Source organism: Terrimonas sp., assembly GCF_003075435.1.
Lineage (GTDB): Bacteria > Bacteroidota > Bacteroidia > Chitinophagales > Chitinophagaceae > Agriterribacter.
Genome location: NZ_QCZJ01000005.1, coordinates 147464 through 162272, shown reverse-complemented (window position 1 = coordinate 162272; position 14809 = coordinate 147464). Strand labels below are relative to the sequence as shown.

Sequence of the window (14809 nt, the reverse complement as noted above, 5' to 3'; positions counted from 1 at the left end):
ATTTTAAGGATTCTGAGTGATTTCCGGGTTAGTATCAATTACCGCTTGCGGTATAGGAAAAAGCAACTCACCTGAGGTGATATCAATGCCTTTGGACTGCAAAACCGCTACAGCCCTGCCTGTACGCACGAGGTCAAAAAAACGATGAAACTCAAAAGCCAGCTCCACCCTGCGCTCATGCTCTACCGCCAGCGCTACAGTAGGATAATCAGCGGAAGGATATGCCGCCTCTCCGTATGCCGGCAATCCCACCCTGTTGCGCACCTGGTTAAGGTATGAAACTTCGCCGGTAAGTTCAGCATAAAGCAGTAGTATATCCGCATAACGGATAATCTCAACATTTTGCCCCGGGTAAAGATAATTGGGATCGTAAAATTTTAATGTATAGGGATAGGCTATAAAATTACCTGTTTGCAGATCTGTGAAGCCTGTTGCCAGCGAAATATCTTTTCTCGGATCATCGGCTTCATATTCATTAATAAGATCATCGGCTGGCGTATTTAATCCATTTCCCCTGAATGTTATGGTGCTTCCGGGCAAATGGAAAGAAAAATCCCATGGTGCATATTCTGCCTGATGTGTGCTGTTTACCTGGTTTTGGCCTGCAAGGTATTGCACTTCAACAATAGCCTCTTTTGAATTTTTGGTATTAGCCTGGAAGAGATACGCGTAATCTGTTTTATTGATACTGCCATCACCATTGGCGTCAAGCGAATACCGGTTGCTGTCTATAATTGATTTTAAAGCCTGTGCAGCTTTGGTATCATCATCCTGTGCAAGATATACACGGGCAAGAATGGCAACTGCACCATATTTGGTAATACGCCCTATATCTGTGCCTGTATAAGATTCGGGCAGGTTTGCCTGGGCTTCTGTTAAATCAGTAACGAGCAGGGATAAAATAGTTTCTTTTTTCTCTCTCAGGTAACCATAACTCTCCTGTGCCGAAACAACTTTCAACGGGAATGGCACTCCTCCCCAAACCTGCACAAGATTATAATATATCAATGCTCTTATAGATTTCGCTTCAGCAATCAGCCTTTCCTTTAATCCCGCGGTTGAAAATTCAACTTCGGTATTTTCAAGGTGCGTAATAACATTGTTGATAATAAATATTCCATTGTATGCCGCATTCCAGGCAGCTTCCAGCTTGCCGTTATCAGGTCTTATTTTGTGCAGGTTAATGTCTTCAGGCCATGAGTTGGCGCCCGACACTGCTTTTATATATACATTATCAGAGCCCAGCTCTCCATATATATCGGCAATACCACCGGCATCGTATATTTTTTCGAGTTGCCTGTATGAGTCATTAACCGCCTGAATCAGTTGCGCTTCGGTGTTATAAAATAAACCTTCGGTAAGTGTGGTTTCCGGGTAAAGATTAAGCTCATTTTTATTGCACGAATAAAATGCACCGGGAACAATAAGAAACGCAACACTTTGAAGTATGATTTTTTTCCTGATGATATTCTGAATTGTATATTTCAATAATTGTAACATAACATGTGTGTTTGAATGATGGAATCAATAACCTGTAATATCATTGCTGAATTACAATCCCAGGTTTATACCCAGGGAGATGACTTTTGCCGCAGGATAAGAATTACCATTAACGCCACGCCTTGTTACATCTGAAACATCACCGGCAAAGGCCTCCGGATCAATCACCAGTGTATTTTTGTGCGTAAACAGGTTTGTTGCATTTACATAAACCCTTGCAGAAGATATCCTGATCTTATTTAGCAAATACGACGGCACAGTGTAGCCAAGGGTAAGGCTCTTTAACCTGAAATAGCTCGCATCATTCAGCCAGTAGCTGGAAGGTGTTTTTTCATATCCGTCAAGATCTACTTTCAGCTTATAATGATATCCGTCTCCGGGATCTGCTTCCGATCTCCAGCGGTTTACCAGCACTTGTGCATAATTCCTTCCTTCGTGATACAGCATGGAGCGGTGGGCATTTTCATCCATCAGATCTCCACCCTGCACACCCTGGAACAGTATGCTAAGGTCAAATCCCTTGAAAGAAAAGTTATTGGTAAAGCCCCATATAAAATCCGGAGCTGGATTTCCTATTATTGTTCTGTCGTCAGCATCTAGTATTTTGTTATTATCAATGTCAATATAGCGCCCATCCCCTGGCGTTGCGGTAGCATACCTGGCCGGGTCAGCATCTACTTCAGCCTGGTTCATATATACTCCGCCGTATTGATAGCCATAGAAATTAAAGATCGGCTGGCCTACAACATTAATTTTTTGCATACCGCTGGCCACGGCAGAAGTGAAGAGCATTGGCGCGTTATCTTCTCCCAGTGCAAGCAATTTATTGCGGTTGCGGGAGAAATTAATCTGAGAGCTCCATTTAAAAGCACCTGTAATATTTTGCGTAGTCAGGTTAATTTCAAATCCTTTGTTTTCGAGCTTACCAATATTTTTGAAAACACTGGTAAATCCGGATACCACAGGCACCGGCACATCAAGCAAAAGCCCGTCTGATGTTGACCGGTACCAGTCAGCCTCCAGTACGATCCTGTTTTTATACAATGCCAGCTCAATACCCAGGTCTAACTGCCGCGTGCGCTCCCATTTAAGATCAGGATTAGTAATGCCTGACGGATAGTAAGTGGTGGCAAGGTTAGTACCAAATGCGGTTCTTCCCTGTGTTATCAGACCAATCCATTTATAATCTGCAAAACGATCATTGCCGGTTAACCCGTAACTGGCTCTTATTTTAAGATTACTGATCGTATTTGAATTACTTAAGAACGCTTCGTTTGATACAACCCATCCGGCAGATATTGCGGGAAAATAGCCCCACTTATTATTGGTGGCAAAACGCGATGAACCATCACGGCGGATGCTTGCAGACAGAAGATAGGTGTTCTTATAATCATAATTCAACCTTGCAAAATAGGATATGAGCTTGCTTTTGGCAACATTATCCGTAGCCTCAAAAACGGTTTTACCGGCAGCAAGCGAGTGCAACAGGTCATTATCGTAACCTCTGCGTTCCTGGTTGGTATAATACAGGTCATTGTAATTATACTCCGTACCCAGCAGTGCATTGAAATCATGATCACCAATAGATTTATTATAGGTAAGTAAATTTTGAAAAGTATAATTCAGGATGCGGGTTTGATCTACCGTCATAATACCCTGCGTGTAATATGCAGGTCCGAGGTTATGATCTACCGACTGGTAATTGCTGTTATCTGTACGGTTCAGGTAATAGTTGAAAGCTGTTTTAAAGCTAAGTCCCGGAATTAAATTCAATTGAGCATAAAGGTTGCCTAAACTATTCAAACGTCTTCGCTGTATATCATCGTCAATACGGTATAAAGGATGACCATTCTGCGGTCTGAATAAAATGGCATTGTATTTTTCAAACCCGGGTTGATTATTAGGCGAACCCAGGTAACCATTCTCACTGTATACCGGGTATATGGAAGGATATTGCGCTGCCCATTCAAACATCCTGGAGTAAGGTTCTGTTTCATGATCAAAACTAAGCGTAGTGGCACCGCCAACCTCAAGCCAGTTATATACGTGTGTAATATTTTTAAGACTTACACTATATTTCTGATATTGCGAACTCAATGCAATTCCTTTCTGATTGGTATAACCGCCTGATAAAAGGAATGTTGATTTTTCGCTGCCACCGGTAATATTCAGGTTTATCCTGTTTACAGGCGCGGAGCGATATATGAGATCCTGGAAATCAGTATTGGGTAAGGTTCCTGGATTTTCCAAAGCAGTTGGCCAGGTGTATTTGTATTGTCCGCGGGCATCAATAGTATTGGGCGCATTGGGATCGCCACCTTTTTGTATCCAACCGTTTTGTGCCGCATCAATGGAGGCCTGCGCATATTCTGCGGCATTCATTACATCAACTTTATCAATTACCTGCTGAATACCTGTTACATAACTCAGGTCAAGCTTTGCCTGTCCTGATCTTCCTTTTTTGGTGGTAACAAGCACTACGCCGTTTGCAGCACGTGAACCATATATGGCTGAAGACGCAGCATCTTTCAAAATTTCAATTGATTCAATGTCGCTGCTGTTGATGAGGTTCAGATCGTAGTTAGGTGTGGGAATACCATCTATCACTATTAAAGGTGTGCTTCCGGCAGATACTGAATTTATACCTCTTATCTGAATGGAAGAAGATGAGCCCGGTTTACCGTTGCCGCTAACTACCTGAACTCCCGCAACTTTTCCATACAATGCCTGGCCAAACTCGGCATTAGGACGTGCGCTGATATCATTATCTATTTTTACTTTACCAACGGCGCCGGTAATACTGGTTCTTTTTTGTGTGCCATACCCAACCACCACTACATCAGTTAAGCCGGTATATACTTCCGTGAGTGTAACCACAGCATTTGTATTGGCAGTTAATGAGAGCGTTTGTGTTTGATAACCTACCAGGGAAATCTCAACTTCTATTGTACTTCCGCCATCGCTGGTCTTAATGGTGAATCTTCCGTCTGCATTGGTAACATAACCAGCGGAAGCACCTTTAATAGTAACTGTTGCTCCAGCCAATGGCTCCTTTTTAGCATTGATAACTGTGCCGGTGAAATCAGAAAAAAGGGAGTTGCCCCTACCACTGTTTTTAAAGTTTTCGGAAATGGTTTTTGTCGATGGTAAACTATAACCGGTATTAACTGTGAATAAGAGTAAGGTAGCAAGGAGATAGTATCCGTTAAATAACGGTTTGATCAAAGCAAATAAGTTGCTTTTTTTCATAATTTAGTTATTGGTTTGTTCGTAATTAATTGCTGATTCGGACAACTGAAACCTTTAACAGGTTTAAGGGGTGGTAATACTGCGAATATTGCCAACCCTTTTTTATTATATACTGTTAAAGCGCCAGGATTTATATGAATTGAAATGTATTATGCGCCGCAGGCGCAGCAGTTTTTGAATTTAGCCAGGTGGGTATACACGATAAAATTATTTATAATTATTGGTTTATGAATATATCGGTAATGCGAAGATAATAAAAGTCTACTAAATTTATAGACTTTGTGAATTTTATTTTCAGATAGCTGTGCAGGTATATTAATATTTCCACTGCATGTACCGGTTTGAAATATAAACGCTCCGTAGAAACGGAGCGTGACCTCAATGATACTTGCCATGAAAATATATCATTTCTATTTATACGGATAAGCTTATGGCAGCCCTTTTATAATTTATTGGAATGTATTATGGTTGCGTCCGGCTGCTGATTTGTTTTTTAAATGCCGTTGATTAACGACCGGGGCAATCACAAGATTATATATATAACAGCCAATGCAAATATTGAACGCCGATTCAAGGAAAGCGCAAAATATTAATATACCTCCCACAATATAAGCCTCTGTAAAAAGATGAAAATGCACCAAAGCGAAAATGGTAGTGGAGAAAATAAAGCCCAGCAATGCCGCGAACTTTTTAGGCGCTGCAAATACAGGTTTAGGCTTTAAACGGAAAATACCGGCTATCGATTTAGCAATGAGCGATAGTAAAGAATGTTGCATGGTAAAAGCGCGGATCCCAAAATCCAGCGCCAGAAAGACAGCTGCAATCTCCCGGCGGGTAATAAGCATTATCAAGGTAAGTATAACTACTGCCGCAGCAGTAATTCTGATTACACGTTCATCCTTATATATTCCAAACGTTTCCTGTTTGTTCATACACAATACATTTTTTTTGAGGTGCTGACTGGATTCGAACCAGTGTAAAAGCTTTTGCAGAGCTGTGCCTGACCACTCGACCACAGCACCATAATAAGGATGATCTTAAAAATGGCCCTTATAGAAATAAGGGCCCAATCAAAACTAACTGCTTATGAACTACCATCTCTGATGCTATCAAAAATGGTAATCCTCAAAAATATCAGCAATGCTGTAATAGCTTACCGGGACCGTTATCAGCATTTATATATTCAATCCGGTTAATACAATTCAAAACTGCTTTCTCAAAATCCAGGTTAATAATTGTGCTGCTTGTCATCATTAATGGCTTGTCATCAATTTTTATACAATAAAGACGTCCTATTTTTTTACCGTATACTGTGCTCCAGTAAATCGTTATCCCCTCTTCTCTTTTGATAACATCAACCTCAATGTCAAATATGTCGTCTTCAAAATATAAATCAGTTCTATACATCCTGTTCATTATTATAGCCAATACAAGCTGAGAATTTTATCCTGGTATTGTATGCTTTACATGGGTTATGAACAATAGCATACTGATACAGTTAAGCTGGGCCGGGAAAGCAACAAAAAAACCAACTCAATACATTCACAAACACATATCGTATAATCTTTCCAAAATTAAAACATCATTATTAGTCTACAAAATTAATAGACTAATAAATAAAATATTATTACCTTTTCAATACATTTTATTTAATGTTCCCTGCAAAATCAATAGACTTACCAATACTCACAGAACGGCTGTTCACCGAAACCCTGTGCGAAAATCCTTTCGCTTCAACCACATACGCAACAAATGATAGATTTTCCTTTTTATAACCAGCCGGTACATTGTAGGAAAATGTTTTAGCATAGATTGCATTCTTAGTTATTGTGCCGAGTGTGTCACCAAAATAATTTGTACTGAGTATATCGCGGAGCACATGATAATGTCTGTAATCATCAATCCATTGTTTAGCGCCATCCACAAGGTTAGCCTGCTTATATGGTATATCGTTTTCTAACACTGCCACCACAAGCTGGTAATCTGAACTTGTTTCTCCTTTATTTAATACCTGTACATCAACCTTAATAGTATTGTTATCTGTTATTGCAGTGCCAATCGCAATACCAATTTTAGTCTTTGCATTTGCGCGTTCAAGAAAACCGCCTGAAGCAGCATCAAATTCTCCCACAGAAACAAGATCATCCCGCTGGTCTATTATTACACCGGGATACCCGGTAACGCCGTAAAAATAATTCTGAAACTGTTTGTAATTACTGAATTCCATCGGGTCAATTTCATCAAGGCGCCCGTGCACACTTATCAGGTCAATTCTGCCTGGATATTTTATTTCAGCGGTTTCTTTTATTATGTCTGAAACTTTTGGGCAGTATACACAATCAAAAGAAACGAACTCCATTATCAAAATATTCTTTGTAAATGTTGCAGTATCTGTTTCGCCAGGATTATTGATATCGCCATCCCTACTGCCTTTTGTGCAGGCGTTTATTATAAGTGCAAAAGCAGCAACCGATAATATTTTAAGTATTTGATTCATTTACATAACTAATTAAAAAGATGATGCTATGGAAAGGTTAAGACCTGTATATGCAGGCATATACAGGCAAACGCCACCGGCACAAATAAGCCCTTCCCTGTTTCTGCCATAGTTAAGCGCAATCCGCGTACGCGAAAAAGTATAGCTGCTTCCCAACCGGTAATAATGAATATTACTGTCGCCATAATTATACATATCACCAATAAAGCATGTAAACGACGGAGCCGCAGAGAATTCAATAAGCGCAGCCGCCCAGTTTTTCAGGTAATCGCCGCTCCAGAGATGTTGCAGCTCAAAGCGAAAGGAGTTTTTTGTTGTTGGTTGCCAGCGCAGATCTCCGGCAACTATATGCGACTTATACAAGCTGCTTTCCTTCCCAATAATCACAGGATTGAATTGCTGGTTTGCATAAAACAGGTGAGCAAGCATGGATGTGCTGAATCTCTTCTCTATATCCAGATTAATATCCTGGTAATATTTTGTTTTACCTGTAGCAAAAAAATCATAGCCGTTAATTACATCGCCCTGCAGATTGTAGTAGGTTGACGCATTTAGTGATAACTGCATTCCATATTTACCCCCTGTCACACTTCCTTGCGGAAGGTTATACTGTATATCCAGTTGCCCGCCAGTTTCTCCGTTGCCCATTGTGTTATGTGGATTTAACACAGCGAGTGAATAGCTGTGTTGTTTTGTTAATGCGGGTAAATAATTCAGATCAAGCCCGATCCCGGTTATGCCACGTGTTGTACCAAATTGCATGTATTCCAGCCTGCGCAATGTTAACAAACTTCCAAAGCCAGGGGTATTATATCCAATTTCCAGCAGCAAAGCGCTGCCATCTTTGTTACGGTTATTAGTATATACACTGTTATCCTTCGACTTATATGCATACTCACCCTGCAGGCTGAATGCATGCACATTCCAGTTTATATTAAAGGAATATGCCTGTACATTAGGATTGATTGGCTCCTGCCCGGCATAACTTACATATCGGTTTATCATATTAACAGCGGCATCTGCTGTTGAGTTTTCAAGTTTTAATAAAGATGCGATATCTACAGACACACCTGCAGCCTTGATATTTGATGTAGCTTTGTCCATAAACTCGCGTGAACGTCCTGCAATACCTTTAACATGAATAAGATTGCGGAATGAATATGCAAGCCGTACACCTTCCACAGCGGTATTAAGTCCAATAGCCCTTTCTTCATACGCCCTGAAAATTAGCCCGTTCCCAAACTGCTCATAAAAGTCGCCGGCAGTAACGGAAAAATTACTATCCCGGAAAGAAGCATATTTAAATACCAATCCGCTGTTGCGCAAGGTTGAAGGCAGTCCCTGCAATACCGGCAGGTATGCTTCATACTGAACACCCGCGCTGAATTTCCTGTGTCTGTAATCCAGCTTAAAATAATTATCAGAGCCAAACTTGTCATCAGGCGCAACAATACCCGGTTTGCTATCTTTTACATAATAAATGGAGTTGGTTTCAAAACTGCCTGACAGGTTGCCCTGTGCATATATAGATTGAATACTTATCAAAATAATAAAAAGAATTAAGCATATATGGATGATGTTTTGTTTCATCTACAATCCTTTTAAAACTTCCAGCACTTTTGTTTCACTGCCGGGTGTATATCCAATATGCGAGTAAACAATTTTTCCATCTGTCCCTATAATATATAATTGAGGAATGGAGTTAACATTTAATGCTCTTTTAAAATCCTGGTTTTTATCCAGCAATATGGTAAACGGCCATTCGCGTGAAGCAGCAAATCCACGCACCCTGGCAACTGATCTTGCATCATCAGTGGACACTGCAACGAGTTGGAAATTCACTTCTTTTTGCCATTTTGCCCATTGATCTTTAAAAGCGTTCAGCTCTTCAATGCAGGGTTTGCAGATGGTTGACCAGAATGAAATTACTACCGGCACCTTATCATTAAGCAGAGCTGTTGAGCTTATGGTTTCTCCTTTTAATGTGCTTAGTTGTACAGCTGGCAATTGTGTTTGTGCTGAGGAAGTAACAACAACCAGATATATTAACGCGAATAGTGAAAATTTCTTCATTGTTATTTTTTTGTTTCGTCACTAATGTCCTTCATGTTCATGCCCGGTATTTGTACTGTCTCCGGCGGCAACGGTTATATCTCTTTCCAGCTTACCTACCTGTCCTGCCTGGTCAGTTACTTTCAGGCGAAAGGCATAATCTCCGATTGCCTCACCTTCCGGTATCAAAGGATAATCCTGGAAACCCAGCACTTCTTTTTTACCAACATAATCTGTGTAATTTTTGGTGAGACTAAAAGTGGCATAGCCGCTTTTCTGATCTATTTCAAGTTCTATAGACTGAATGCGCCCAGGGGCTTCAATATTCACTTCGAAATGCCCTTCCTGTCCCAGGTAAAAAACATCTTCACCTGATGACACGTGAGCTCCGAGATGAATGACTTCAATAGTTGGCGCCGCAGGTTTCTCCTTTTCAGATTCCTTGCTGCATGATGAAAATAAAACGACAGGTATATACCATAACACTATCATACTGTTCAAAAACTGTTTGTCTTTCATGTTAATTTCATTTAAGGAATGAACCCTGTTAATCGGTAAATATGAAATATCACCTGCTTCAGCATTGCTTAACAGGTGATATTTCTGCTATCCGGCTATTAATGAAAACAAAGTTTAGTATCCGGGGTTTTGTGTAATGCCCAGGTCATTGCCTGATAAACCTTTTGGAATAGGGAACCGGTAGAACTTCCCGGAAATATTATCGGTTTTTGCATGCAGATGCTTATAGATCTTCGCAAAAAACGGATAGTTGGTTTTAACCTTGCTTCCGGTACCATCGCTTTCAGCGCCGAATTTGGCAACCTGGGATTCTACTGAACTATAGTCCGGTTTGTAATATTCAAAAGTGGGTACATCAGTAAGAATTGTGCTAACCAGTTTTCTCCAGCGAACCAGGTTAGACCAATGTCTTTGTTCAAAGAATAATTCCAGGTACCATTCATGTTCCAGTTGCTCATGTGTAAGCGTGGTATACTCTTCCACACCGGCTCTTCTTCTTAACTGGTTAATCACCTGTGCAGCTTCAGTTGTTTTGCCCAATTGAAATAATGCTTCTGCTTTGGTCAACAATACCTCTGCATAACGGATCTCAATACGATTGATATTATTAGGCTGTCCGGCTTCTGAGCCTGGAGCCACATCATTGTATTTTGAATTGCGATGTACAAATTTCCCGATTCGTGGTGATGTAACAGGGAACACGTAATCGTATTCTTTATAGTCTGAAGCTTTACTTACAGGAGAAGCAACAGGTTCGTCCTGGTTATACAACTTGGTGAAAAGCGAAAAATGCTTGCGCTTATCATTGTCTGCAAAACGGTTCAGCAAAGTAACATCAGCGGGCCCGATATGATTATCCTGGTAAAGATCGAAACGGAAGGTGAAGGGACAGTGCGTTTGGTGATTACCCTGCGCATCTCCCAATCCATCTCCATCATGATGAATAGTGAAGATATGTTCTGCTGCTTTATCTTCAGCAGGCACTCCGAAGTTGGTTTCAAAATCATCCTGCAATTTGTAGTTGCCGCTGCTGATCACCTTATCAGCATATTCAACAGCTTTCTGCAGCCTGGTAGCGTCCCATGTAGCAGCGCTGGGATCAGTTTTGCCGCCTGCAATAGCAGCAACTTCTGACTGAGAAAGCGGCTTGCTTGCCCATTGCAGATAAGCTCTTGCCAAAAGCGCGTTAGCAGCTCCTTTACTTGGATTAGAACGCACCACATCGTATCCTGGTAAAGCGGCTTCGGCTTCAGTAAGATCTTTTACGATCTGCGTATATACTTCATCTATGGATTTACGCGTAGTTTGCTCTGCCTGTGTAGGATTAGGCGTGAGAATAAGCGGCACTTCACCCCAAAGATTTGTAAGGTACGCGTAACCGTGAGCACGGATAAATTTTGCCCTTGCTCTTGCCAGGTCTATACTTGCCTGTGTAAGATTGTCGCCGGCGCGGCTGGAGTCAGCTTTGCCGATCGTTCTGTTCGCCTCACCTATACTTACATAGATATAGTTAAATATCTTGGTAGGATACCAGTTATTAACATCCGTTTTTAATTGGCTTACCAATGGTCCATCTGCATCATCAGCGCCTTCAAAGCTGATGGTATGCTCACTGGTAGACTCCAACAAGAAGGAGAAAGAAGAGCTCAGTCTCTGCCATGGCGGAAAGGCGGCATTTGCCGTTGCCAGGGCTTCCTGGTCTGTTTTCCAAACTGATTCACCTGTAATAACCGGGGGCGTTGTGTCGCCGGGGTCCACGTCTTTCTTGCAGGAAAATCCCGCCAAAGACCCTGCTGCAATAGCTGTTAAAGCTAGATGTTTTAGAGATTTTGTCATATTTTCTGTTGTTTTAGCAATGAATGAATAAGTATATATTTATAAATGCATTTACTTAGTATGAAATGTTTACGCCAAACAGGAATGTGCGCGGCATAGGAAAGGTTCCTAAATCAATACCTTGCGCTACTTCCGGATCATAGCCTTTATATCCTGTTATTGTTAAAAGATTCTGAGCCGTTGCAAACACGCGGACTTTTAATGGCGGCAACTTACGGGCGGTTAACAACGCTTTATTTACAGTATAACCAAGTGTTATTGTTCTCAACCTTAAGAAAGAAGCATCCTCAATATAACGGCTGTCCAGTTCCGAAGAAAAAGGTGTGCTGGTAATCCTGGGTACTGTATTGGAAGGATTGGATTCCGTCCAGCTATCCAGCAATACTGCAGAAGCATTATACGCATCTGTTGGTCTTTCAAGATAGCGGCGTAACTGGTTGTATACACTGTTTCCCTGTGCACCCTGCAGCAGCACAAACAAATCAAAGCCTTTAAAATTTACAGAAGATGAAAAACCATAAATAAGCTTAGGTTGTTTGCTGCCTAATACCACACGGTCGTTTTGATCAATATGCCCGTCCCTGTTTACATCCTTCAACCGCGGATCGCCTGGTTGCGGAGTTGTGTAAGACGGGCTGGTAGGTAGTTTAGAAAGATCTTCCCCTTTTTGAATTATCCCCTGAAACACCTGCCCGTAAAAAGATCCTAAGGGTTCACCTACTCTTAATATTTCTATACCTAAGATTCTTTCTGTTACGTTGTTATATAGCTTTGTAATTTTATTTACATTATATGCCGCGTTGGCACCCACCGACCATTGTAATACTTTATCATCAACTACCAGCGCGTTCACAGTCAGCTCTACACCTTTATTTTCCAGGTTACCTACATTCACCAATTGTTCATTACTCTGGCCCAGGGCCGGTGGTATGCGGATGAGCAGATCAGATGTTTTTTTATGATATACATCTACAGTAGCGGAAAGCCTGTTATTCAAAAAACCCGCATCAATACCTGCATTGTATTGAAATGTTGTTTCCCACTTCAGGTTTTCATTACCGCTGTTTCCTACCTGGTATGCAACACTCCCGCCATAATACACGGCTTCCAGAAGCTGGAGGTATTCATAATCACCTATTTCCTGGTTACCTACCTGTCCCGCGCTCACTCTTAATTTTAAATTGCTGAGCGGTTTATAATTGCTCAGGAATGATTCTTCATTCACATTCCATGCTAAACCAATGGAAGGGAATAAGCCCCATTTATGATTTTTGGCAAACCGTGTAGAATAATCACTTCTGAAATTTGCTGTCAGGTGATACCTGTCGAGCAATGAATAATTTATTCTGCCAAGCAATGAATGAAGCCTGCTTTCAGTAAGCCCGCTGAATATCGGCCGGCTGCCATAGGGCTTTCCGTCCTGCAGATTATTTACACCCAGATCTTCATTGGTAAAACCAGAACTAAGTGTAGTAATAAAATTTGTTTTGGTATGCTGGTAGGTATAACCTGCCAATACATCAATAAAGTGGATGTCTTTGATGTGCTTTGCATAGGACAGGGTATATTCCGATAAAAGGATCTGCGATTTTTTATTTCCGATACCGCCTATTCCCTGCGGCTCAAGTCCTATAGCGGTGTAAGAAGGAGAAAAGTAATTTTGGGTGGTATACCCGATATTGGTTCCAACACTCACCTTTGCGGTGAACCCGCTTTCTGTTTTATATTGCGCATAAAAATTTCCCAGCAAAGAAGCATATACAGACTGGGCCGTGCTATGCAAAAGATCTGAAATAGGGTTAGCCGTTGTATCTCCTTCTCTCAGGTACGCGTATTCAAATGGATTATTGTAGTTGTACCCACCGTTTGCAGTATAGAACGACACAACAGGTGGCATATATAATGCATAGGTAAGCGAGTTGGTAATACCGGCAGAATAAGGAGAGCTATTGTAATTAACTGCTTCAAATGTTGTAAGCGTATTTTGTGTACTCTGGCTGCCGGTAACGTTTACGCCTACCCGAAGCCCAGGTAACACTGATCTGTCATAGTTGGCACGTCCTACAAAACGCTTCAATCCTGAATTAAGCACCACACCCTCCTGGTTAAGGTAGTTGCCTGAAATAAAATATTGCGACTTTTCATCACCACCACTGATAGAGATGGAGTGATTTTGAGTAATACCTGTTTGAAGTACTTTTTGCTGCCAGTTATATCCCTGCCCCAAAGCAGCGATCTGCTGATCTGAATAGCCCGGTTTGTTGAGAAAATAGTCTTTCTGTAAACGGGCCCACTGTTTGGCATTAAGCAGATCTAATTGTTTGGCAGAATTTGCAAAGCCGGCCGAATATTGATAATCTATTAAGCTTCCGCCTTTTTTCCCTTTTTTAGTAGTTATCAGTATTACACCATTGGATCCTCTTGAGCCATATATAGCCGTAGCTGAAACATCTTTTAATACTTCAATAGATTCAATATCTGAAGGATTAAGAAATGCGAGCGGATTAAGCTCTCCTTCAATACCGCCCAAGCCTGCTTTGGTTGAAGCATTGTCACTGAAAAACAAAAAACCATCAATTACAAATAAGGGATTGTTACTGGCGTTTACAGAATTTCCGCCACGTATGCGGATAGTTGCCGGCGCTCCCGGTTGTCCTGATTCCTGGGTTACATTTAATCCGGCCACTGTACCACCCAACAACGCATCTACAGAAGGTGATATATTGTATTCCAGTATCTTCTTTGAAACAGATGATATAGACCCGGTAAGATCTTTTCTTCGCTGTGTGCCATACCCAACAACTACAACTTCGTTCAGCACATTTATATTTTGTAATAATGAGAATGTGACAGGATCATTTGCTGACAGTATTTCTTCCTCAGCCAGCTTATATCCTACAGAAGTGATCACCACTGTTAATGGAAAAGCTTTTACAGAATGAAAAGAAAAAAAACCTTTAGTATCACTCAGCACTTTATTACTGGTCCCTTTTTCATTTACAACAGCATTAACGATTGGCTCATTTGTTTTGGCATCAATAATATAACCCTTTATAATATTGTTTTGCGCATTAAGTTTGCCAATAAACAACAGAGAACACAGAAGGAAAAAATAATTTAGTACAGGTAGCTTAACATAACATTTCATCTTGCAGT

Annotated in this window: 10 protein-coding genes and 1 tRNA gene; all 11 read right to left on the bottom strand. The window is 41.0% G+C overall.

What is annotated here, in order from left to right:
* Positions 1 to 3 precede the first annotated feature (3 nt).
* On the bottom strand, positions 4 to 1500 hold the full coding sequence (locus tag DC498_RS07905) for a RagB/SusD family nutrient uptake outer membrane protein (protein WP_116873612.1): 1497 nt from the start codon (positions 1498 to 1500) through the stop codon (positions 4 to 6).
* 51 nt (positions 1501 to 1551) lie between these two features.
* The gene (locus DC498_RS07900) at positions 1552 to 4749 is read right to left on the bottom strand and encodes a SusC/RagA family TonB-linked outer membrane protein (protein WP_116873611.1); all 3198 of its coding nucleotides are present in this window, start codon (positions 4747 to 4749) and stop codon (positions 1552 to 1554) included.
* Between the two features lie 449 nt (positions 4750 to 5198).
* Complete coding sequence (locus DC498_RS07895; RefSeq protein ID WP_116873610.1) at positions 5199 to 5681, bottom strand: DUF4395 domain-containing protein; 483 nt, start codon at positions 5679 to 5681, stop codon at positions 5199 to 5201.
* Between the two features lie 19 nt (positions 5682 to 5700).
* Positions 5701 to 5771 (bottom strand) — tRNA-Cys (locus DC498_RS07890).
* A gap of 112 nt (positions 5772 to 5883) precedes the next feature.
* Entirely contained in the window at positions 5884 to 6156 is a 273-nt protein-coding gene (locus tag DC498_RS07885; RefSeq protein ID WP_116873609.1) for a hypothetical protein, read from the bottom strand.
* A gap of 238 nt (positions 6157 to 6394) precedes the next feature.
* On the bottom strand, positions 6395 to 7246 hold the full coding sequence (locus DC498_RS07880; protein ID WP_116873608.1) for an Omp28-related outer membrane protein: 852 nt from the start codon (positions 7244 to 7246) through the stop codon (positions 6395 to 6397).
* Positions 7247 to 7258: 12 nt separating this feature from the next.
* Entirely contained in the window at positions 7259 to 8836 is a 1578-nt protein-coding gene (locus DC498_RS07875; protein ID WP_116873607.1) for a DUF6029 family protein, read from the bottom strand.
* Complete coding sequence (locus DC498_RS07870) at positions 8837 to 9319, bottom strand: peroxiredoxin family protein (RefSeq protein WP_116873606.1); 483 nt, start codon at positions 9317 to 9319, stop codon at positions 8837 to 8839.
* A gap of 21 nt (positions 9320 to 9340) precedes the next feature.
* Positions 9341 to 9817 carry a DUF4625 domain-containing protein gene (locus DC498_RS07865; RefSeq protein WP_116873605.1) on the bottom strand — a complete coding sequence of 159 codons (477 nt, stop codon included), beginning with the start codon at positions 9815 to 9817 and terminating at the stop codon, positions 9341 to 9343.
* Between the two features lie 114 nt (positions 9818 to 9931).
* Positions 9932 to 11653 (bottom strand): RagB/SusD family nutrient uptake outer membrane protein, encoded by a 1722-nt coding sequence (locus tag DC498_RS07860; protein WP_116873604.1) that lies wholly within the window; start codon positions 11651 to 11653, stop codon positions 9932 to 9934.
* A gap of 55 nt (positions 11654 to 11708) precedes the next feature.
* Complete coding sequence (locus DC498_RS07855; RefSeq protein ID WP_116873603.1) at positions 11709 to 14801, bottom strand: SusC/RagA family TonB-linked outer membrane protein; 3093 nt, start codon at positions 14799 to 14801, stop codon at positions 11709 to 11711.
* Positions 14802 to 14809 lie beyond the last annotated feature (8 nt).